This is a genomic window from Halocola ammonii (assembly GCF_049334165.1).
Classification (GTDB): domain Bacteria; phylum Bacteroidota; class Bacteroidia; order Flavobacteriales_D; family Sanyastnellaceae; genus JBEGHD01.
Genome location: NZ_JBEGHD010000005.1, coordinates 93,947 through 113,275, shown reverse-complemented (window position 1 = coordinate 113,275; position 19,329 = coordinate 93,947). Strand labels below are relative to the sequence as shown.

Below are 19,329 nucleotides of genomic sequence, written 5' to 3'. Positions count from 1 at the left end.
ATTATTTTACAGCCTCTTAATTACTTGGCTTTTTCCAAAATTTCAACCAGTCGCCAGCACTTTCTTTTGCTCAATGGACGGGTTTCCATAATTCTTACGGTATCGCCAATATTGCACGAGTCTTCCTCATCGTGTGCAATAAATCGCTTTGTCTTTTTCAAGAACTTTCCGTACTTCTGGTGCTTTTCCTTACGCTCCACGGATACGACTATCGAGCGATTCATTTTGTTACTGGTCACCACACCAATTCTCTCTTTTCTAAGATTGCGTTTTTCCATTGCTCAAAAATTACTTTTCAGCCTTTTCGTTGTTAACTTTTCTGGCGTTGATCTCTGTCAAAATTCGCGCGACATCTCTTCGGGCGGTTCTGATCTGCATCGGGTTTTCAACTCCCGAAACAGCGTTGTTGAACTTCAACTTGGCCATAGCAGCACGCTGCTCTGACAGTTTATCCTGAAGATCGCTCTCCGAAAGTTCTTTAAGTTCTGCTGGTTTCATATTCGGATTCTATTATTCGATGTAATCTGGACGAACTACAAATTTTGTTTTTACCGGAAGCTTTTGCGATGCCAAACGGAGTGCTTCTTTAGCAACTTCCAATGGTACACCTGAAGCTTCGAACATGATGCGGCCTGGCTTCACAGGAGCTACCCAATGACTTGGAGCACCTTTACCCTTACCCATACGCACTTCTGCCGGCTTTGAGGTGATCGGCTTGTCTGGAAAAATGCGGATCCAAACTTTACCTTCCCTTTTCATGTATCTGTTCAAAGCGATACGTGCAGCCTCAATCTGGCGAGAGGTAATAAAACCTTCTTCCATTGTTTTGATGCCGAAAGATCCAAATGCAATACGCGAACCGCGATGTGCCAGGCCTTTGATGCGGCCCTTCTGCATCTTTCTGAATTTCGTCCTTTTTGGCTGTAGCATTTTTCTAAGCTTTTATAATCGTTGTCCTATTTTTATTTTCTTCTTCCTCCGCGAGGTTTTCTTCCACCACCACGTTGCTTCTGCTGTCCTGCAGTCGGAGAAAGATCTCTCTTACCGTAAATCTCTCCTCTCATGATCCATACTTTCACGCCAATACGTCCGTAGGTCGTGTGCGCTTCCGAAATAGCGTAGTCGATGTCAGCGCGGAATGTGTGCAATGGCACTCTTCCGTCTTTGTAACTCTCAGTACGAGCCATATCTGCTCCGTTGAGACGACCTGCAATCTGGATCTTAATTCCTTCTGCTCCCATTCTCATGCTTCCGGCCATAGCCATTTTGCATGCTCTTCGGAAAGAGATTCTCGCTTCCAGTTGGCGAGCAATGCTATCTGCTACCAGTCTCGCATCGAGCTCCGGGCGCTTGATCTCAAAGATGTTAATCTGAACCTCTTTGTTAGTGAGTTTTTTCAACTCCTCTTTCAATTTGTCTACTTCAGACCCACCTTTACCGATGATCACACCTGGGCGTGCGGTATTGATCGTTACAGTAACAAGCTTGAGTGTGCGCTCAATAATGATTTTTGCAATGCTTGCACGGTTCAGACGGGCATTCAGGTAAGCACGGATTTTATCGTCTTCTACAATCTTATCTGTGTAGTTTCTTCCTCCGTACCAGTTCGAATCCCATCCTCTGATGAAACCGAGTCTATTTCCTATTGGATTGGTCTTTTGTCCCATTCTAAATTTATTTAGCGCTGTCTACAACTATTGTTACGTGGTTCGATCTTTTTCTAATCCGGTGAGCCCTTCCCTGGGGTGCCGGCTGAAGGCGTTTCAGCATTCGGGCGCTGTCCACTTTCACAAGCTTCACAACGAGCTCCGAATCCTCTGGACGCTCACCTTCGTTCTTCGCTTCCCAGTTGGCAATAGCCGAGCGGAGAAGTTTCTCGAGGCGATAAGAAGCGTCTTGTTTGCTGAAGCGCAAAATGTTCAAAGCTTCGAATACATCTTTACCGCGGATGATATCTGCTACCAATCTCATCTTGCGAGGAGAAGTTGGGCAGTTATTCAACTTGGCAAATGCAATGTTTTTTCTTTCTTCTTTGAGCTTCTCAGCTCTCAATCTTTTTCTGGCACCCATGACTCAATAATGGTTTATCTTATCTCTTTCCTTTGTCTTTTTTACCAGCGTGTCCTCTAAAGGTCCTGGTTGGAGAAAACTCTCCCAATTTGTGACCCACCATGTTTTCGGTAACGAAAACTGGTACGAATTGGCGACCGTTGTGAACGCCAATAGTCAGTCCTACAAAATCCGGGGTAATGGTGGAAGCTCTTGACCAGGTTTTGATCACGGACTTCTTTCCGGATGTCTGTGCGTCTTCTACTCGCTGATTTAGCTTGTAGTGTACAAATGGTGGTTTCTTTAGTGATCTAGACATGATCTATATTATTTCTTTCTTCTCTCAATGATGTACTTATTCGACTTCTTGGTTCTGCTACGGGTTTTCAAACCTTTAGCTGCAAGACCTTTTCTAGAGCGTGGGTGACCACCTGAGGCACGGCCTTCACCACCACCCATTGGGTGATCTACTGGGTTCATTGCAACACCTCTAACTCTTGGCCTGCGACCCAACCATCTGCTGCGACCGGCTTTACCAGAAACAACAAGCGTGTGATCAGAGTTACCAACAGAACCGATTGTTGCCAGGCTGTGAATGGAAACCATTCTTGTTTCTCCTGATGGCAATTTCAGAACTGCGTATTCTTTATCTCTCGCTGTCAGCTGAGCATAAGAACCTGCGCTTCTCGCGAGGATTCCTCCCTTTCCTGGGTTGAGCTCAACGTTGTGAACTACAGATCCCATAGGAATGTCTTTCAGGAACATTGCGTGTCCTACATTCGGAGTAGCTTTTTCACCTGATCTCACAGTATCTCCAACCTGAATCCCTTCCGGTGCGATGATGTATCTTTTTTCTCCATCCTCGTACTCTAGCAAGCAGATGCGTGCTGAGCGGTTTGGATCATATTCGATGGTCATCACCTTGGCAGAAACGTCCTGCTTGTCTCTGGCGAAATCGATGATTCTGTAGCGTCTTTTGTGGCCACCACCTCTGTAGCGCATTGTCATTTTACCACTGTTATTTCTTCCACCCGATTTTTTAATCGGAGCGAGAAGCGATTTTTGTGGCTCGCTGGCAGTGATCTCATCAAAAGAGCTGAGAACTTTATTTCTCTGACCTGGTGTGGTCGGTTTTAACTTTCTTAGTGCCATCTTTTGCTATCCTTAGATATTTTCGTAGAAATCAATTGTGTCTCCGTCTTGAAGTTGCACAATCGCTTTCTTGTAAGACTTTGTTCTTCCGCTAATCATGCCCGCTTTTGTGAATCGGGTCTTTGCTTTACCATCGTAATTCATGGTTCGCACTGAGAGAACACTCACGCTATACGCACTCTCTACTGCCTTTCTGATCTCGATCTTATTGGCATTTGCGTTCACAATAAATCCGAAGCGGTTTCTCAGCTCAGACTCATCGGTCATTTTCTCAGTGATCAATGGTTTTATAAGAATTTGATCCATCGCTTTACTTGTTTAGAGTGTCCTCTATTATTTTCACTGAATCTGCGAGCAGAATCAGGTTTGTACAATTCATGATATCGTATGTGCTCAGGCTTTCAGCCAAAATCACGTTGTGACCTTTGAGGTTGCGTGAAGACAAGTAAACATTGTCATCTTTTGCCGGCAACACAACCAATGAGCGTCCTGTGTCTGACTTCAGGCTTTTCAAAACACCTGCATACTGAGATGTTTTTGGAGCTGAAAACTCAAGCTTATCGAGAACAGTAATCTGGTTTTCCTTGGCTTTGTAGCTAAGTGCAGATTTTCTCGCAAGCTGCTTCACTTTCTTATTCAGTTTCAACTCATACTTTCTAGGGCGCGGTCCGAATACTCGACCTCCACCTCTAAAAAGTGGGTTTTTAATATCCCCGGCACGAGCTGTACCTGTTCCTTTTTGCTTCTTGATTTTGCGCGTACTTCCCGCAACTTCAGAACGTTCTTTCGCTTTGTGCGTGCCTTGACGCTGCGCAGCCAAATAGCGTTTCACATCGAGGTAAATAGCGTGGTCGTTGGGCTCAATGCCGAACACTTCTTTACTGAGGCTGACCTTTTTGGAGGTCTTATTCCCTTCTGTATTGAATACTGCTAATTCCATCTTAATTCTTGATTATTACGGTTGAACCTCTGTGACCCGGAATCGCACCGCGCACAATCATCATTCCTTCCTCTGCCATGATCCTCTCAATAGGAAGATTCTCTACAGTGACACGTTGGTTACCTGTTTGTCCGGCCATTCTCATTCCTTTGAATACACGAGCCGGATACGATGCTCCACCGATAGATCCCGGTGCGCGCATTCGGTTGTGCTGACCGTGGGTCGCGTCTCCAACACCGGCAAAGCCATGGCGTTTTACTACCCCCTGGAAACCTTTTCCTTTGGACGTGCCGATTACATCGACAAATTCGCCTTCCTTGAAAACGTCTTCCAATTTAACTTCCTGACCCAATTTCACTTCTTCAGCAAAAGAGTCAACTTCAACGAGCTTGCGCTTAGGCGTAGTTCCCGCTTTCTTAAAATGACCTTGCAACGATTTAGGAGTATTTTTCTCCCTCTTGTCACCAAAAGCAATCTGAACTGCTTTATAGCCATCCTTTTCTTCTGTTTTAACTTGCGTTACAACACAAGGACCAACTTCTATAATAGTGCATGGGATGTTTTTCCCAGAGGCATCGTAGATGCTAGTCATACCTATTTTCTTTCCTATTAATCCTGGCATGGGAATAGATACTTAACTGTGGATGATTAATTAAACTTTAATTTCTACCTCGACACCACTTGGCAGTTCAAGACGCATAAGCGCATCAACTGTCTTAGATGAAGAGCTGTAAATATCGAGTAGTCTTTTGTAAGAGCTAAGCTCGAATTGCTCACGCGCTTTCTTATTTACGTGTGGAGATCTCAAAACGGTATAAACCCTTTTGTTTGTAGGCAACGGAATTGGTCCGCTGATTACTGCTCCTGTCGTTTTTACAGTCTTCACGATCTTTTCGGCTGACTTGTCAACCAAGTTGTGATCGTAGGATTTTAGCTTTATTCTAATTTTCTGAGCCATTTGTATATGCTATTAAGCAGTTGCTTTACCTTTCACTTTTGCTATCACTTCTTCAGCAACGTTGTTCGGTGCTGGATCGTAGTGAGAGAACTCCATTGATGAAGTGGCACGTCCTGATGTGATCGTACGGAGGTCCGTAACGTATCCAAACATCTCTGACAATGGCACTTTGGCATTGATGATGGTCGCTCCTGAGCGCTCTGTCGAACCTTCCATAAGGCCTCTTCGCTTGTTCAGGTCACCAATCACATCACCCATGTTCTCTTCTGGTGTTGTCACTTCCAATTTCATCATTGGCTCTAGCAACACTGGCTTACATTTAGGAAGTGCGGCTCTGTATGCCATCTTCGCTGCAAGCTCGAATGAAAGCTGATCGGAATCCACTGCGTGGAAAGATCCGTCTTTCAACTCTACCTGAAGTGAATCTACAGGGTAACCTGCAAGCACACCATTCTTCATCGCTTCTTTGAAGCCTTTCTCAACAGAAGGGATAAATTCTTTAGGAATGTTACCACCTTTAATGCTGTTAATGAATTTCAATCCAGGATTTTCTTCGTCATTGTTTGGACCGATCTCTACAACGATATCGGCAAACTTACCACGACCACCAGATTGCTTCTTGTAAATTTCTCTGTGAGAAGTAGAACCCTGAATTGTCTCTTTGTAAGAAACCTGAGGAGCTCCCTGGTTACATTCTACGTTGAACTCTCTCTTCAAACGGTCGATGATAATTTCGAGGTGAAGCTCACCCATTCCAGAAATTACAGTCTGACCTGATTCTTCGTCTGTTCTAACAGTAAAGGTTGGATCCTCTTCTGCAAGCTTACCAAGTGCAACACCCATTTTATCAAGGTCGGCCTGAGTTTTAGGCTCAACCGCAACACCGATAACCGGCTCCGGGAAAGTCATTGACTCGAGCACAATTGGGTGCTTCTCGTTGCAAAGAGTATCTCCTGTACGAATATCTTTAAACCCAACACCTGCACCAATATCACCAGCTTCGATTCTATCAATAGAGTTTTGCTTGTTTGAGTGCATCTGGAAGATACGTGAGATACGCTCTTTTTTGCTTGTTCTCGTATTGTATACATAAGAACCTGCATCAAGAACTCCAGAGTATGAACGGAAGAAGCACAGACGACCTACGAAAGGATCGGTTGCAATTTTAAATGCAAGTGCTGCGAAAGGCTCATCGTTAGATGGCTTTCTCGTTTCCATTTCCTCTGTGTTAGGATTGATTCCTTCTACCGCTGGTACATCCAAAGGAGAAGGAAGGAATTCCATAACAGCATTAAGCAAAGTCTGAACACCTTTATTTTTAAAGGCAGATCCACACATCATAGGAATGATGTCGAGGTTCATGGTCGCTTTACGAATCGCTGCTACCATTTCGTCCTCAGTGATAGATTCTGGATCTTCAAAATATTTCTCCAAAAGAGCTTCGTCTTGCTCGGCAGCGGCCTCAACAAGTTTTGTTCTCCACTCTTCTGCTGTTTCTTTCAAATCTTCAGGAATATCGATTTCTTCGAAAGTCATTCCGAAGTCCTCTTCGTTCCAAATGATCGCACGGTTGTTAATCAAATCAACAACTCCGCGGAAGTCATCCTCAGAACCGATTGGCACTTGCAACGGCACTGCATTGGCTTTAAGTCTTTCTTTCACATCGGCAACAACTGCAAAGAAGTCTGCACCCTGACGGTCCATCTTGTTCACAAAACCGATACGAGGCACACCGTATTTGTCCATCTGACGCCATACAGTTTCTGACTGTGGCTCTACACCACCAACTGCACAGTAGAGTGCAACAGCACCATCGAGAACACGCAAAGAGCGCTCAACCTCAACCGTGAAATCCACGTGTCCAGGGGTGTCGATAATGTTCATTCGATACTGCTGATCCTTGTAGTTCCAGAAAGTTGTAGTTGCAGCAGAGGTAATAGTAATACCACGCTCTTGCTCTTGCTCCATCCAGTCCATGGTAGCGGCACCATCGTGCACCTCACCAATTTTGTGACTGATTCCGGTGTAATATAGAATACGCTCAGTAGTCGTAGTTTTTCCGGCATCAATGTGAGCCGAAATCCCAATGTTACGCGTATATTTTAAATCTCTTTTTGCCATGTCTTCGGATTCCTTATCTCAATTCTTAAAATCTGAAATGGGAGAATGCTTTGTTCGCTTCTGCCATTCTGTGAGTTTCTTCTTTTTTCTTAAAAGTCGCTCCTTCTTCTTTTGCTGCAGCCATGATCTCAGCAGCTAGCTTTTCAGCCATTGTCTTTTCATTTCTCTTTCTAGAGAAGCTAATCAGCCACTTCATCCCCATTGAGGTTTTACGCTCATCACGAATTGGTTGTGGGATTTGAAAAGTAGCTCCACCTACACGTCTGCTTCGAACCTCAACAGCTGGAGTCACATTACTCAATGCTTTTCTCCATACTTCAAGACCTTCTTCACCAGTCTTGTCGCTAACTCTGTCGATAGCTTCGTAGAATATTTTAAATGCAAGGCTCTTTTTACCTTGAATCATCAAGTTATTTACAAACTTCGTTACTATCACCTCGTGGAATCGAGGATCTGGTAGAACTATCGCTTTTTTTGCTTGTTTTCTTCTCATGACTTATCAGCGATCTATAATTATTTCTTTGGACGCTTAGTTCCGTATTTCGATCTTCTTTGAGTTCTTCCGTCTACACCTGCAGTATCCAACGCACCGCGAACAATGTGGTAGCGTACACCCGGAAGGTCTTTCACCCTTCCACCGCGAACCAGTACAATAGAGTGCTCTTGCAAGTTGTGACCTTCACCACCGATATAAGCGTTCACTTCTTTTCCGTTAGTGAGACGCACCCTTGCCACTTTTCTCATGGCCGAGTTTGGTTTCTTAGGAGTGGTGGTGTAAACTCGCACACAAACACCTCTTTTTTGCGGGCAAGACTCAAGCGCTACTGACTTGCTTGTTTGAGGCTTTGTCGTCCTCCCTTTTCTAACTAGTTGCGATATTGTCGGCATACGTTGTTGCTACTTAAAATTCAATATTCTATAACGTGTAACCCCGCCATCTCAAAATTTTGGGGGTGCAAATGTAAATGTTTTCCTTTACAATCCAATAGCTACCATAAATTTATTTGCCGTTACGAACAGCGTCTTGTTGACAGCTCTGAAAAGGCGCGCAAAGATAGCAATTCACATCCAATGTGAAAAATTTGATTGTTAAGTATTCGAGCGAATTGATACAATCCTGTTTTTCAACTCCTTAAACAATATGAGCAACCTGATTTTATGGTCTTTAAAACTCGCTCAACTCTGCCTGCTATGTGCTGAATAAAATCAATAATTTTGGCGCGTGAATTATTTAGAAGAACTCAACAAAGCGCAACGAGAAGCAGTAGAAAATACTGATGGCCCTATGATGGTCATTGCCGGAGCAGGTTCGGGAAAAACTCGTGTTTTAACCTATCGTATAGCACACCTTATTAACCGGGGTGTAGATCCGTTCAATATTTTGGCCTTAACTTTTACAAACAAGGCTGCAAAAGAAATGAAAGCGCGGATCGGGAAAATTGTTGGCGATAGCGAAGCCAGAAATATCTGGATGGGAACCTTTCACTCCATCTTCGCAAGAATCCTGCGCATTGAATCGGACAAACTCAATTACCCGAGTAACTTCACTATTTACGACACACAGGACACCAAGAGCCTGCTGAAGTCGATCATCAAGGAAATGAAGCTGGATGAAAAAGTCTACAAGCCTGGAGTGGTCTACGGCAGAATTTCATCGGCTAAGAACAATCTGATCTCTTATAAGGCATACGCAGAAAATCCTGAACTGATCAATGAAGACAAGCTTAGCGGGCGACCTCACATCTCCGCCATTTACCAGGCTTATGTAATGCGGTGCTTCAGAGCTGGAGCGATGGACTTTGACGATCTGCTGTTTAACACCAACGTCCTACTTCGCGACTTTCCGGATACCTTATTAAAGTATCAACACAAATTCAGATACATTTTAGTAGACGAGTATCAGGACACCAACTTCGCTCAGTATCTTATTGTAAAGAAGCTCGGAGCAGTTCACGAAAATGTTTGTGTAGTGGGTGACGATGCCCAAAGTATCTACTCTTTCCGGGGAGCCAACATTCAAAACATTCTGAATTTTAAAAAGGATTACCCTGACTTCAGCATGTTTAAGCTGGAACAGAACTATCGCTCCACCCAAGTGATTGTAAATGCAGCCAATAGCATTATCTCTAAGAATAAAGACCAGATTCAAAAGAACGTATGGACTGAAAACCCAGACGGGATAAAAATCAAGGTCCACTGCTCAATGACCGACAACGATGAAGGTTATTTTGTGGCACAGCAAATTTTCGACATTAAGAACAACCATCAGGCGCATAACAGCGATTTTGCCATTTTGTATCGAACCAATGCTCAGTCGCGTGCTTTTGAGGAGGCTCTCAGAAAACTCAATCTCCCTTATAAAATCTACGGGGGCCTTTCATTCTACCAGCGAAAAGAGATCAAAGACCTCCTCGCCTACTACCGACTCACGGCCAACCCCAACGATGAGGAAGCCCTGAAACGCGTAATAAACTATCCTGCTCGTGGAATTGGAAAAACCACTCTGGAAAAGTTGGTTGTAACCGCCAGCGAACACGAAGTAAGTATTTGGGATGTCATTATCAATCCGGGGAAATATCCGGCCGGCTTCAACAAGGGAACGCAGTCAAAGCTCGACAACTTCGCAACCAAGATTAAGAGTTTTTCCACTCAGCTCAATACTGAGAATGCTTACGACCTGGGGCAGAGCATTGCCTACGAATCGGGAATTATGCACGAACTTCATGCGGACAAGAGTCCCGAAGGAGTAAATCGCTACGACAACTTGCAGGAACTCCTGGCAGGTATGAAAGAGTTCAGCGAGCAAGAAGATCCGGAGAATCCAGACAAAGTGAATACGCTCAGCGACTTTTTGATCGATGTTGCCCTCCTCACCGATGCCGACAAAGATGATGAGGACAATGACAAAATCACCCTGATGACAATTCACGCAGCCAAAGGATTGGAATTTCCCTACGTGAACATTGTGGGGTTGGAAGAGAATCTCTTCCCGTCTCAGTTGGCCCTCAACTCGCGATCGGAACTCGAAGAAGAACGCAGGCTTTTTTACGTAGCTCTCACTAGAGCCGAAAAACAAGCCACACTTTCTTATGCACTCACGCGATTTAAGTGGGGAAACCTCATGCAGTGCGAACCGAGTCGCTTTATCGAAGACATTGAGGAGCAATACCTCGACATGCCAGAGCAGAAAGAACAAAAGCGCTCAGCGAGCGGGTTTAACTTTGAACAGGAGCGCAGAAATTTTATGCGTACTGGAGGAAGCAGCTCGAAGTCGAATTCAGCGTTTAAAAAGAAAACCAACCTCAAAAAGATAACTTCTAGCCCAGGCGATGATCCCGATTTTTCAGCCAGCGATGTCAGCGAACTACAGGTGGGCATGCAGGTGAAGCACCAGCGATTTGGAAAAGGGAAAGTTTTAAAAATCGAAGGCGAGCCGCCAAATAAAAAGGCAACTGTCTTTTTCCCGGCTACGGGGCAAAAACAACTGCTTTTGAAATTCGCAAAACTGCAGATTCTGAACTGAGCGATTCAATTACTTTATTGGATTACGCTGAAATGACTATCAGTAAGGTGCGATTTGTATATTTGCACAACAGAACAATTCCTCGTTCTGAATTCGTTCAGCAATCCGGAAGTCTCCGGAACGTTTTGTCCGATATACCTTATAAAAAGAAGATCAACAAGAAATTATGGATAACGAAAGAGAAGGAAGCGCATTAGACCTCGAATACAACAGCCAACGTCCCGATTTGGTAATTCCCGAATACGGTCGCAATATTCAGAAGATGGTGGATTACGCCATCAACACAAAAGATGCTGAGGAGCGCAACAAAATCGTAAGAGCGATCATCAGCGTGATGGGACAGCTCTTTCCTTACCTCAGAGACATTGACGATTTCACGCACAAACTTTGGGATCACCTTCACATCATCTCGCGTTTTCAGCTTGATGTAGAAGGACCATTTCCAAAGCCGGATGTTGAGGAACTCAATAAAAAGCCAGAACCAATTCCTTATCCAGATGGAGAGGTAAGATATGGCCACTATGGGAAAACCATTCCTGCGCTGATTAAACAGGCGGCCGATATGGAGCCCGGAGACAAACGCGACACCCTCGCTCTTATCCTGGCAAACCTCATGAAAAAGCACTACACCACCTGGACGAGAAAATCGGTGGAAGACCAGTTGATCAAAGATCAGCTCAACAGTCTTTCTGGCGGTGTTCTAAAAATTGAGCCTTCGGTGGAATTGGTGAACGCTGCCCCTCCGAGTCAGCAGCAGTCATCGAACAAAACGAAGAAGAAAAAGGGTGGTAAAAAAGGCGGTGGAAAACGCAGAAACTAATCCTCCTTAAAATAAAATTCAGTTTTATTTGTCGATAAGTTATCCTCTGAGAACCTCAGGGGATTTCTTTTTTTAGGATACTTGTGGAAAGTGGATTTATGTGTCTGTCTTTTGGAAATGTAGTTACTCCTACTTCCCAGAATATTAAGCGGCACTTGAGTGAAGAGGCAATTGGGAACGGTCCTAAATTACCTTAATCAACTAAATCCTCAACCACAGCAGCTAGTTACATCATCAGTTGAACTGGCCAACAAGTTAGAATTCAGAAAACACGGCAAACCAAAAAAATATGGGATCTTTTGTAATCAATGGAGGAAATAAACTCAGCGGTGAAGTTGTGCCGCAGGGAGCAAAAAACGAAGTGCTGCAAATTCTTTGCGCAGTGCTCCTCACACCGGAAAAAGTCACGATTTCCAACATCCCCGACATTGTGGATGTCAACAAGCTAATCGACATTCTGGGCGACCTGGGAGTCTCAGTGCAGAAAAAAGGTGAAGACACTTACACTTTTCAGGCAAACGACATCGACCTTAGCTACCTGCACTCCGAGACTTTTAGAGAAAAAGGCAGCTCCCTCCGCGGATCAATCATGCTCGTTGGACCACTTTTGGCGCGATTTGGAAAAGGCTACATCCCAAAACCCGGTGGCGACAAAATCGGCCGCAGAAGACTCGACACTCATTTTATCGGATTTGAAAAGCTCGGAGCCGAATTTACTTACGATCCCAAGAACAAGTTTTTCAAAGCCGAAGGCAAAAAGCTCAAAGGCGCCTACATGCTTTTGGACGAAGCATCGGTTACCGGAACGGCAAATATCGTGATGGCCGCAGCCATGGCCGAAGGAACCACAACGATCTACAACGCAGCTTGCGAACCTTACCTCCAGCAGCTTTGCAAAATGATCAACCGCATGGGCGGAAAAATTTCCGGAGTTGGATCAAATTTGCTCACCATCGAAGGTGTGGAATCACTCGGAGGCACGGAGCACCGCATCTTGCCAGACATGATCGAAATCGGATCTTTCATCGGGATGGCGGCCATGACACAGTCGGAGCTCACTATTAAAGACGTATCCTGGGATAACCTCGGTGTGATCCCTACCGTGTTCCGAAAAATGGGAATCAAACTGGAGCGCAAAGGCGATGATATTTATATCCCCGCTCAGGACATTTACGAAATTGAAACTTTCATCGATGGTTCCATCATGAATATCAGCGATGCACCCTGGCCCGGATTCACGCCCGACCTTTTGAGTATCGCGCTGGTTACAGCCACACAAGCCAAAGGTAGCGTACTGATTCACCAAAAGATGTTCGAGAGCCGCCTCTTCTTTGTCGACAAGCTCATCGACATGGGAGCGCAAATCATTCTCTGCGACCCTCACCGCGCTTCGGTGATTGGACTAGAGAGAAAAACTCCACTGCGCGGAGTGACAATGACTTCACCTGACATTCGTGCAGGTGTTTCGCTTCTCATTGCCGCTCTCAGTGCCGAAGGCAGATCAACGATTCACAACATTCAACAGATCGATCGCGGTTATCAAAACATCGACAAGAGATTGCGCGCACTCGGAGCAGACATCACCCGTGTGGAATAAGTTTGTTTGTGGTACAATAATTGATTTTTGAGCAGGTTAAATTTTGTACCTTAGCTCATTAAAGAATTTTGAATTTTATGAAAGTAGCAAAAACAACTCTCGCAGCACTTTTAGCTCTCGTAGTGATGAGCTTTACACTCTCCAATTCAGTTTCTGAAGGCGATCCAAAACTTGGAACCTCAGTTGGTGACAAAGCACCTGACATCGAAATGGAAGGACCTGACGGAAAGACTTACAAATTGTCCGATTTAAAAGGAAACATCGTGCTCATCGACTTTTGGGCTTCATGGTGTGGGCCTTGCCGAAGAGAGAATCCAAACGTTGTGGCTGCTTATAACAAATATCAAAAAGCAGATTTCAAATCGGCTGATGGTTTTGAAATCTTCAGCGTTTCGCTCGACAAGCAGAAAGACCGCTGGAAATCTGCCATTGAGAGAGACAAGCTCAACTGGCCTTACCACGTAAGTGACCTCAAAGGCTGGGAAAACGAAGCTGCTGCGATGTATGGAGTGAACTCCATTCCGATGAGTTTTCTGATCGATGAAAACGGAATCATTATCGCGAAAAATTTAAGAGGAATGCAGCTCCACGTTGCCATCGATAAACACGTGGCCTCTTTCAAATAATTCTGACAAAACATCACCCCAATAAGACTCCTGTGCTGAAGCTTCGGCACAGGATTTTTCTTTTTATGCCAGTTTGACTGAATTTCACAACTGGCAAAAACTTTGAAGACCCGCATGCGAAATCCATTCAAGAGAAAAATGAAGAACGAAAAGGCGAACGATACAGAAGAAAAATATACTCAGGAAGAGGAAGCTGCTCAAGAGCAAACAAAACGTGAAGAGCAGGACGCGCAATCTCAGGGAGAAAACGAAAATGCTGATCAGGAAGAAAACCAGATGAGCAAAGAAGACGAACTGAAGCTTGAGGTTGCCGCCTGGCAAGATAAGTACATGCGTTTGCATGCCGAGTTTGACAACTTCCGCAAACGAAACAACAAAGAGCGTCTCGACCTAATCAAAAACGCAAGTGGCGATGTGCTCCAGGAGCTCTTGCCAATCGTTGATGATTTTGAAAGAGCCATCAAGGCCAACGAAGAAATTGAAGACGTTGAGTCGTTGAAAGAAGGCTATCACCTCATCCACAACAAGCTTTTGCGTGCACTCGAAGCAAAAGGCCTGAAACCAATGAACAGCCAGGGAGAACCTTTTGACACCGACCTGCACGAGGCAATCACCAACATCGAAGCACCATCGGAAGACCTAAAAGGAAAAGTGGTGGACGTAGTGGAGAAAGGCTACTACCTCAACGATCGTGTTTTGAGATACGCCAAAGTGGTAGTAGGAAAATAAAATAGAAACGGAGCGACAACAACAGACATGGCGAAAAGAGACTATTACGAAGTTTTAGGAATTTCAAAGAGCGCATCAGATGGCGAGATCAAGAAAGCTTACCGCAAACTGGCACTGAAGTATCACCCCGACAAAAACGCGGATGATGCCGATGCGGAGAAAAAGTTTAAAGAAGCTGCAGAGGCCTATGATGTTTTGAGCAATCCTGAAAAGCGTCAGCGCTACGACCGATTCGGCCATCAGGGAATGGGCGGAGCGGGTGGCTTTGGCGGTGGCCAGGGCATGAACATGGACGACATCTTCAGCCAGTTTGGCGACATCTTCGGAGGAGCCTTTGGCGGAGGCGGAGGCTTCGGTGGAGGCTTTGGAGGCGGTGGAGGCCGCTCTCGCAGAACCCGAGGAACTAATCTTCGCATCAAAGTGAAGCTTACGCTCGAAGAAATAGCAAAAGGCGTTACCAAGAAAATTAAAGTTTACAAGCTCGTTCAGGCCGAAGGTGTGGAATACGACACCTGCTCCACTTGTAAAGGTATGGGACAGGTTTCGCGAGTGACCAACACGATACTCGGGCAGATGCAAACGACATCGACTTGCCCGACTTGTCACGGTACCGGAAAATCCGTAAAAAGCAAGCCAAAAGATGCAGACGAAAACGGACTGAAGCGCGAAGAGCAAACCATGTCGATCGACATTCCAGCCGGAGTGGAAGGCGGCATGCAGCTCAACATCCGTGGAAAAGGTAACGAGGGACCGTTTGGCGGTGAGCCCGGAGATTTGCTCGTTGTGATCGAAGAAAAAGAGCACGAGGTGCTGAAGCGCGATGGCAAAAACCTGCACTACGACCTTTACGTCAACTTCCTCGATGCAGCTCTCGGAAATACGGTAGAAGTTCCTTTAGTAGAAAGCAAAGCGAAAATCAAGATCGAACCGGGAACGCAAAGCGGAAAGATTGTGAGGCTGCGCGGAAAAGGTTTGCCAAGCGTTCAGAGCTACGGCAATGGAGACTTGCTGGTGAACATCAACGTGTGGACACCACAAGACCTCAACGAAAAAGAAAAAGCCATTTTGGAAGGTCTGAGAGATTCAGAAAATTTCGTTCCTCAGCCATCGAGAAAGGATAAAACTTTCTTTCAGAAGGTGAAGGAGATGTTCAGCTAAACTGACTCGTTGAAAAACCCGCTATCTGCGTTATGATTGTTTTGAAAATAGTCATGTACAGTAGTACACTCCTTATTTCCAAAACTGCACAAGCCTTGATAGCAAACTTTTCACCATCGTCATTTACTATTTAACTGACAACGTCCAAAAGCTTGAATAATAAATTTTGAAAGACCTCCCTCGATCGCAAGATTGGGGAGGTTTTTTTATGCTCTCAATGTTATCATCCGCTGCGCAGCGATTTGCAATCCTGCGCTGCTAAATGATCGGATTTGCAATCCGTCACAAACCACTCATCACTAAAATTTTCTGTTCGACAATAGTTTTGCTGCATCAGCGGTTGGATTGTTAGATTTGTGTGCAAATCAAATCTTGCCAGATGCTAAGTGTAAAAGATGTCAGCAAGTCCTACTCGGGTCATCGGGCGCTCACAGACGTGAGCATTGAAGTGCCCAAACAATCGATCTTCGGACTACTCGGCCCTAACGGTGCCGGAAAAACTTCCCTCATCAGAATTGTCAACCAGATTACCGCTCCCGACAGCGGTCAGATTTTTCTCGATGGAGAGCCACTAAAAGCTCGTCACGTAGAGCAAATTGGCTACCTCCCCGAAGAGCGTGGACTCTACCGAAAAATGAAAGCCGGGGAACAGGCCATCTACCTCGCTCAACTCAAAGGAATGTCAAAAGCGGAAGCCAAACGCATTCTCAAAGACTGGTTCGAAAAATTTCAAATCCTCGAGTGGTGGAACAAAAAAGTGGAAGAGCTCAGTAAAGGGATGGCTCAAAAAATCCAGTTTATCACAACTGTGATGCACAACCCAAAGTTGTTGATCCTCGATGAACCGTTTAGCGGTTTCGACCCCATCAACACCAACCTGGTAAAAGACGAATTGATGCGACTCCGCGATGAGGGTACAACCATCATTCTTTCTACCCACAACATGGGCTCTGTGGAAGAAATTTGCGAAGAAATCGCCCTCATCAACAAGTCTAAAAAGATACTTGGCGGCACCGTTGCCGACATTCGGAAGAAATACTCAAAAGACATTTTCCGAATTACTTTCACAGGAAACATGCTCGACTTCACCAACGCGCTCTGGACCAACTTCGAGCTGATCGAAAAAGATTCTGAAGACGATCTCAACCACGTTTGCAAAGTGAAGCTCCTTGGAGACAACACTTTGAACAACTTGCTTCAGGCATTGATTCCAGCAGTTGAAATCAAAGGCGTGGAAGAGTTGATCCCAACAATGAACGAAGTTTTTATCGCAGCTGTAAACGAAAAAATGGAGGAACAAAGCCATGAGTAAAACAGGACTGATCATCAAGCGAGAATACCTCACGCGGGTCAAGAAAAAGTCTTTTGTCGTTATGACCTTCCTGGGTCCGCTGCTCTTTGCCGGACTCATGGTGGGAGCCATCTTTTTGGCTATGTCAGACGACACCACTCACAATGTGTTGGTGACCGATGAGTTTGGAATTGTAGTGGGTGAAGACTCCGATGGCAAAGCCATGAAAGCCACTCCGCGATTTTTCGATGATTCCGAACAGATTCACTACTTCTTCACGGACGAACCCATTTCAGATGAGGAATTTATTGAAAGCGAGTACACACTCATTCTGCAAACGAATGAAATGACCTTCAATACAGGCAAGGCAGAGCTCGTGCACAAAAAGTTGCCAAGTGTCTCTGTAAAAAGACAGATTGAAAACGAGTTAGAAGGAGCGCTCGAGGAAGTCCGAATTTTGAGAAAGCAGAAAAACAACGAAATCAACCTCACCTACGAACAGTACAAGTCGATCAACCAAAAAGTAACGCTTGTTGACCAGGACATAGCAAGCGACAAAAAGGATTCGCTGAAGCAGGAACGTGCAGTAGTAGGTTTTGCCTTCGCGGTGATCATCTACTTCTTCATCTTCCTTTACGGAGTGCAGGTGATGCGCGGAGTGATTGAAGAAAAGACGAATCGAATTGTAGAAGTCATCGTGTCCTCAGTGAAGCCTTTTCAATTAATGATGGGCAAAATCGTAGGGATCGGACTTGTGGGACTCACTCAGTTCCTCTTGTGGGTTGTTCTCTCAGGAGTGATTTTTATTGTTGTTCAAATCATTTTCAACGCTGGCTACGTGAGTCCTTCTGCCGTGCTCGACCAGCAGCAAATGGCTCAGGTGGGAGGCGATCAACAAGATCTTTACGCAGTGTTGGCGCAGAACCCGGTTTTCCAGGTTCTTTTCCGAATCAACTGGCCGTTGATGATCGGTTCTTTTATTTTCTACTTCATTGGTGGGTTCTTGCTCTATGGATCACTTTTCGCGGCAGTTGGCGCGGCAGTGGACAGCGAGACCGACACACAACAATTTATGCTACCGGTGAGCATTCCTTTGGTTTTCGGATTCATCGTTGCCGAATTTATGCTAACCAATCCAGAGGGGTCCATTGGACAAATTTTCGCAGTAATTCCATTTACCTCTCCCATTGTAATGATGCTTCAAGTGGCCATGGGCCCTGCAGGTGGCATGTGGCTGGTGTTGCTTTCAGCACTGGTATTAATTGGAACGTTTATTCTGATTGTTTGGATTGCTGGCAAAATCTATCGTACCGGCATTTTAATGTACGGCAAAAAGGCTTCTTACAAAGAGCTTTGGCGCTGGCTAAGGTTTAAAAGTTAGCCGATGCGATTTGCGATTATTGATCTCGGCACCAACACTTTCAATTTGCTAATTGCCGAAAAAACCGGTAGCGACTGGAAGCACGTTTTCAACACCAAAATTGCCGTGAAGCTCGGTGAAGGCGGCATGAACGAATCAAAGATCGTTGACGCTGCTTTTCAACGTGGAATCAAAGCGATGGAAAGCCACCTTCAGACCATGAAAGAATGGTCAGTTGAGAAGCATCACGCTTTCGCGACATCGGCCATTCGCAGTTCTTCCAATGGGCAGGAGTTTGTTGAAGCCGTGAAAGACTCAACCGGAATTTCAGTAGAAGTGATTGATGGGAATCGCGAAGCTGAGCTTATTCATAAAGGAGTGGTACAAACCGATTGGCTCAGCGACAAAGTCGATCTCATCGTTGATATTGGCGGAGGTAGCACCGAACTTATCTTGGCAACGGAAGAAAGAGTGCTTTGGAAACAGAGCTTCGACCTCGGAGTTAGTCGATTGCTGGAGCGCCTAAAACCTTCGGATCCTACGAGCCAAAAGGATATCCAAAACCTGGAAAACACTCTCAACAGCGAACTTTCTCCTCTCTTCGAGGCATGCAGAGAAATTGATATCCACTCGATGATCGGTTCATCTGGTTCTTTCGACTCGGTGGTTGAAATGATTGAGGCACGAGAAAACCCAAACGCTGAAGTGAATGTGATGTCCGAACACCACGCTATCCCACTAGAAGATTTCAACTGGCTTTACAAAACGCTCTTACCCACAACCACCGAAGAGCGCCTCCATTTCCCCGGCCTGGTTACCATGCGAGCTGAGATGATTGTTTTTTCACTGATCATCATTCGATTTTTATTGAGAAAACTGAAAATCAAAAACCTGCGTCATTCGGCCTTTGCCCTAAAGGAAGGTGCACTCTCGGAATTGATGTATGAATAAATATCTTTGGAATAAATTTTGACAAACGAGCTGTCAAAATCACCAAACAAAAGA

The 19,329-nt window shown here is 45.1% G+C and carries 23 protein-coding genes; 9 read left to right on the top strand and 14 right to left on the bottom strand.

Translation table 11 applies throughout. The features are described 5' to 3' along the window. Positions 1 to 20: 20 nt before the first annotated feature. Genes rpsQ through rpsL form a run of 14 tightly spaced genes read right to left on the bottom strand, consistent with a single transcriptional unit; the run spans position 21 to position 8,108 of the window. Positions 21 to 278, bottom strand: a complete 258-nt coding sequence (gene rpsQ, locus ABHV44_RS06775) for a 30S ribosomal protein S17 (protein WP_459073912.1) — start codon at positions 276 to 278, stop codon at positions 21 to 23. A gap of 10 nt (positions 279 to 288) precedes the next feature. Continuing rightward, positions 289 to 498, bottom strand: a complete 210-nt coding sequence (gene rpmC / locus ABHV44_RS06770; protein ID WP_459073911.1) for a 50S ribosomal protein L29 — start codon at positions 496 to 498, stop codon at positions 289 to 291. 12 nt (positions 499 to 510) lie between these two features. Then, positions 511 to 930 (bottom strand): 50S ribosomal protein L16, encoded by a 420-nt coding sequence (rplP, locus tag ABHV44_RS06765; RefSeq protein WP_459073910.1) that lies wholly within the window; start codon positions 928 to 930, stop codon positions 511 to 513. Positions 931 to 962: 32 nt separating this feature from the next. Continuing rightward, complete coding sequence (rpsC, locus tag ABHV44_RS06760; RefSeq protein WP_459073909.1) at positions 963 to 1,667, bottom strand: 30S ribosomal protein S3; 705 nt, start codon at positions 1,665 to 1,667, stop codon at positions 963 to 965. 7 nt (positions 1,668 to 1,674) lie between these two features. Further along, a complete protein-coding gene (rplV, locus tag ABHV44_RS06755) occupies positions 1,675 to 2,070 on the bottom strand; it encodes a 50S ribosomal protein L22 (protein WP_459073908.1) in 396 nt (131 codons plus the stop codon). A 19-nt stretch (positions 2,071 to 2,089) separates the two neighbouring features. Then, entirely contained in the window at positions 2,090 to 2,368 is a 279-nt protein-coding gene (gene rpsS / locus ABHV44_RS06750) for a 30S ribosomal protein S19 (protein ID WP_459073907.1), read from the bottom strand. Positions 2,369 to 2,376: 8 nt separating this feature from the next. Next, a complete protein-coding gene (gene rplB, locus ABHV44_RS06745) occupies positions 2,377 to 3,201 on the bottom strand; it encodes a 50S ribosomal protein L2 (protein WP_459073906.1) in 825 nt (274 codons plus the stop codon). 12 nt (positions 3,202 to 3,213) lie between these two features. Next, entirely contained in the window at positions 3,214 to 3,507 is a 294-nt protein-coding gene (rplW, locus tag ABHV44_RS06740) for a 50S ribosomal protein L23 (RefSeq protein WP_459073905.1), read from the bottom strand. A 4-nt stretch (positions 3,508 to 3,511) separates the two neighbouring features. After that, complete coding sequence (gene rplD / locus ABHV44_RS06735) at positions 3,512 to 4,141, bottom strand: 50S ribosomal protein L4 (RefSeq protein WP_459073904.1); 630 nt, start codon at positions 4,139 to 4,141, stop codon at positions 3,512 to 3,514. 1 nt (position 4,142) lies between these two features. Next, a complete protein-coding gene (gene rplC, locus ABHV44_RS06730; protein WP_459073903.1) occupies positions 4,143 to 4,763 on the bottom strand; it encodes a 50S ribosomal protein L3 in 621 nt (206 codons plus the stop codon). Positions 4,764 to 4,793: 30 nt separating this feature from the next. Further along, a complete protein-coding gene (rpsJ, locus tag ABHV44_RS06725) occupies positions 4,794 to 5,099 on the bottom strand; it encodes a 30S ribosomal protein S10 (RefSeq protein ID WP_459073902.1) in 306 nt (101 codons plus the stop codon). A 12-nt stretch (positions 5,100 to 5,111) separates the two neighbouring features. Next, complete coding sequence (gene fusA / locus ABHV44_RS06720; protein ID WP_459073901.1) at positions 5,112 to 7,220, bottom strand: elongation factor G; 2,109 nt, start codon at positions 7,218 to 7,220, stop codon at positions 5,112 to 5,114. A 25-nt stretch (positions 7,221 to 7,245) separates the two neighbouring features. Continuing rightward, positions 7,246 to 7,713, bottom strand: a complete 468-nt coding sequence (rpsG, locus tag ABHV44_RS06715; protein ID WP_459073900.1) for a 30S ribosomal protein S7 — start codon at positions 7,711 to 7,713, stop codon at positions 7,246 to 7,248. Positions 7,714 to 7,733: 20 nt separating this feature from the next. Continuing rightward, positions 7,734 to 8,108 carry a 30S ribosomal protein S12 gene (rpsL, locus tag ABHV44_RS06710; RefSeq protein ID WP_459073899.1) on the bottom strand — a complete coding sequence of 125 codons (375 nt, stop codon included), beginning with the start codon at positions 8,106 to 8,108 and terminating at the stop codon, positions 7,734 to 7,736. A gap of 334 nt (positions 8,109 to 8,442) precedes the next feature. On the opposite strand from rpsL, the gene ABHV44_RS06705 reads away from it, so the two are divergent. The 9 genes from ABHV44_RS06705 to ABHV44_RS06665 all read left to right on the top strand — a co-directional run bounded on the left by ABHV44_RS06705 (position 8,443) and on the right by ABHV44_RS06665 (position 19,275). Then, positions 8,443 to 10,743, top strand: coding sequence for an ATP-dependent helicase (locus tag ABHV44_RS06705; RefSeq protein ID WP_459073898.1), 2,301 nt, complete (start codon positions 8,443 to 8,445; stop codon positions 10,741 to 10,743). A gap of 166 nt (positions 10,744 to 10,909) precedes the next feature. Continuing rightward, positions 10,910 to 11,563 (top strand): DUF4290 domain-containing protein, encoded by a 654-nt coding sequence (locus ABHV44_RS06700; RefSeq protein ID WP_459073897.1) that lies wholly within the window; start codon positions 10,910 to 10,912, stop codon positions 11,561 to 11,563. Between the two features lie 289 nt (positions 11,564 to 11,852). Further along, the gene (gene murA / locus ABHV44_RS06695; RefSeq protein WP_459073896.1) at positions 11,853 to 13,160 is read left to right on the top strand and encodes a UDP-N-acetylglucosamine 1-carboxyvinyltransferase; all 1,308 of its coding nucleotides are present in this window, start codon (positions 11,853 to 11,855) and stop codon (positions 13,158 to 13,160) included. Positions 13,161 to 13,237: 77 nt separating this feature from the next. After that, on the top strand, positions 13,238 to 13,786 hold the full coding sequence (locus ABHV44_RS06690) for a peroxiredoxin family protein (RefSeq protein WP_459073895.1): 549 nt from the start codon (positions 13,238 to 13,240) through the stop codon (positions 13,784 to 13,786). Between the two features lie 138 nt (positions 13,787 to 13,924). Next, on the top strand, positions 13,925 to 14,515 hold the full coding sequence (gene grpE / locus ABHV44_RS06685; protein ID WP_459073894.1) for a nucleotide exchange factor GrpE: 591 nt from the start codon (positions 13,925 to 13,927) through the stop codon (positions 14,513 to 14,515). A 27-nt stretch (positions 14,516 to 14,542) separates the two neighbouring features. Continuing rightward, positions 14,543 to 15,673, top strand: a complete 1,131-nt coding sequence (gene dnaJ, locus ABHV44_RS06680) for a molecular chaperone DnaJ (RefSeq protein WP_459073893.1) — start codon at positions 14,543 to 14,545, stop codon at positions 15,671 to 15,673. Between the two features lie 379 nt (positions 15,674 to 16,052). Continuing rightward, the gene (locus ABHV44_RS06675) at positions 16,053 to 16,985 is read left to right on the top strand and encodes an ABC transporter ATP-binding protein (RefSeq protein WP_459073892.1); all 933 of its coding nucleotides are present in this window, start codon (positions 16,053 to 16,055) and stop codon (positions 16,983 to 16,985) included. After that, complete coding sequence (locus ABHV44_RS06670; protein WP_459073891.1) at positions 16,978 to 18,345, top strand: ABC transporter permease; 1,368 nt, start codon at positions 16,978 to 16,980, stop codon at positions 18,343 to 18,345. Before ABHV44_RS06675 ends, ABHV44_RS06670 begins: the two co-directional genes overlap by 8 nt. 3 nt (positions 18,346 to 18,348) lie before the next feature. Next, positions 18,349 to 19,275, top strand: coding sequence for a Ppx/GppA phosphatase family protein (locus ABHV44_RS06665; protein ID WP_459073890.1), 927 nt, complete (start codon positions 18,349 to 18,351; stop codon positions 19,273 to 19,275). Positions 19,276 to 19,329: the final 54 nt, after the last annotated feature.

Coding starts and splice junctions, on each gene's coding strand:
- rpsQ (WP_459073912.1), bottom strand. CDS start 278: ATGGAAAAACGCAATCTTAGAAAAGAGAGAATTGGTGTGGTGACCAGT.
- rpmC (WP_459073911.1), bottom strand. CDS start 498: ATGAAACCAGCAGAACTTAAAGAACTTTCGGAGAGCGATCTTCAGGAT.
- rplP (WP_459073910.1), bottom strand. CDS start 930: ATGCTACAGCCAAAAAGGACGAAATTCAGAAAGATGCAGAAGGGCCGC.
- rpsC (WP_459073909.1), bottom strand. CDS start 1,667: ATGGGACAAAAGACCAATCCAATAGGAAATAGACTCGGTTTCATCAGA.
- rplV (WP_459073908.1), bottom strand. CDS start 2,070: ATGGGTGCCAGAAAAAGATTGAGAGCTGAGAAGCTCAAAGAAGAAAGA.
- rpsS (WP_459073907.1), bottom strand. CDS start 2,368: ATGTCTAGATCACTAAAGAAACCACCATTTGTACACTACAAGCTAAAT.
- rplB (WP_459073906.1), bottom strand. CDS start 3,201: ATGGCACTAAGAAAGTTAAAACCGACCACACCAGGTCAGAGAAATAAA.
- rplW (WP_459073905.1), bottom strand. CDS start 3,507: ATGGATCAAATTCTTATAAAACCATTGATCACTGAGAAAATGACCGAT.
- rplD (WP_459073904.1), bottom strand. CDS start 4,141: ATGGAATTAGCAGTATTCAATACAGAAGGGAATAAGACCTCCAAAAAG.
- rplC (WP_459073903.1), bottom strand. CDS start 4,763: ATGCCAGGATTAATAGGAAAGAAAATAGGTATGACTAGCATCTACGAT.
- rpsJ (WP_459073902.1), bottom strand. CDS start 5,099: ATGGCTCAGAAAATTAGAATAAAGCTAAAATCCTACGATCACAACTTG.
- fusA (WP_459073901.1), bottom strand. CDS start 7,220: ATGGCAAAAAGAGATTTAAAATATACGCGTAACATTGGGATTTCGGCT.
- rpsG (WP_459073900.1), bottom strand. CDS start 7,713: ATGAGAAGAAAACAAGCAAAAAAAGCGATAGTTCTACCAGATCCTCGA.
- rpsL (WP_459073899.1), bottom strand. CDS start 8,108: ATGCCGACAATATCGCAACTAGTTAGAAAAGGGAGGACGACAAAGCCT.
- ABHV44_RS06700 (WP_459073897.1), top strand. CDS start 10,910: ATGGATAACGAAAGAGAAGGAAGCGCATTAGACCTCGAATACAACAGC.
- murA (WP_459073896.1), top strand. CDS start 11,853: ATGGGATCTTTTGTAATCAATGGAGGAAATAAACTCAGCGGTGAAGTT.
- ABHV44_RS06690 (WP_459073895.1), top strand. CDS start 13,238: ATGAAAGTAGCAAAAACAACTCTCGCAGCACTTTTAGCTCTCGTAGTG.
- grpE (WP_459073894.1), top strand. CDS start 13,925: ATGAAGAACGAAAAGGCGAACGATACAGAAGAAAAATATACTCAGGAA.
- dnaJ (WP_459073893.1), top strand. CDS start 14,543: ATGGCGAAAAGAGACTATTACGAAGTTTTAGGAATTTCAAAGAGCGCA.
- ABHV44_RS06675 (WP_459073892.1), top strand. CDS start 16,053: ATGCTAAGTGTAAAAGATGTCAGCAAGTCCTACTCGGGTCATCGGGCG.
- ABHV44_RS06670 (WP_459073891.1), top strand. CDS start 16,978: ATGAGTAAAACAGGACTGATCATCAAGCGAGAATACCTCACGCGGGTC.
- ABHV44_RS06665 (WP_459073890.1), top strand. CDS start 18,349: ATGCGATTTGCGATTATTGATCTCGGCACCAACACTTTCAATTTGCTA.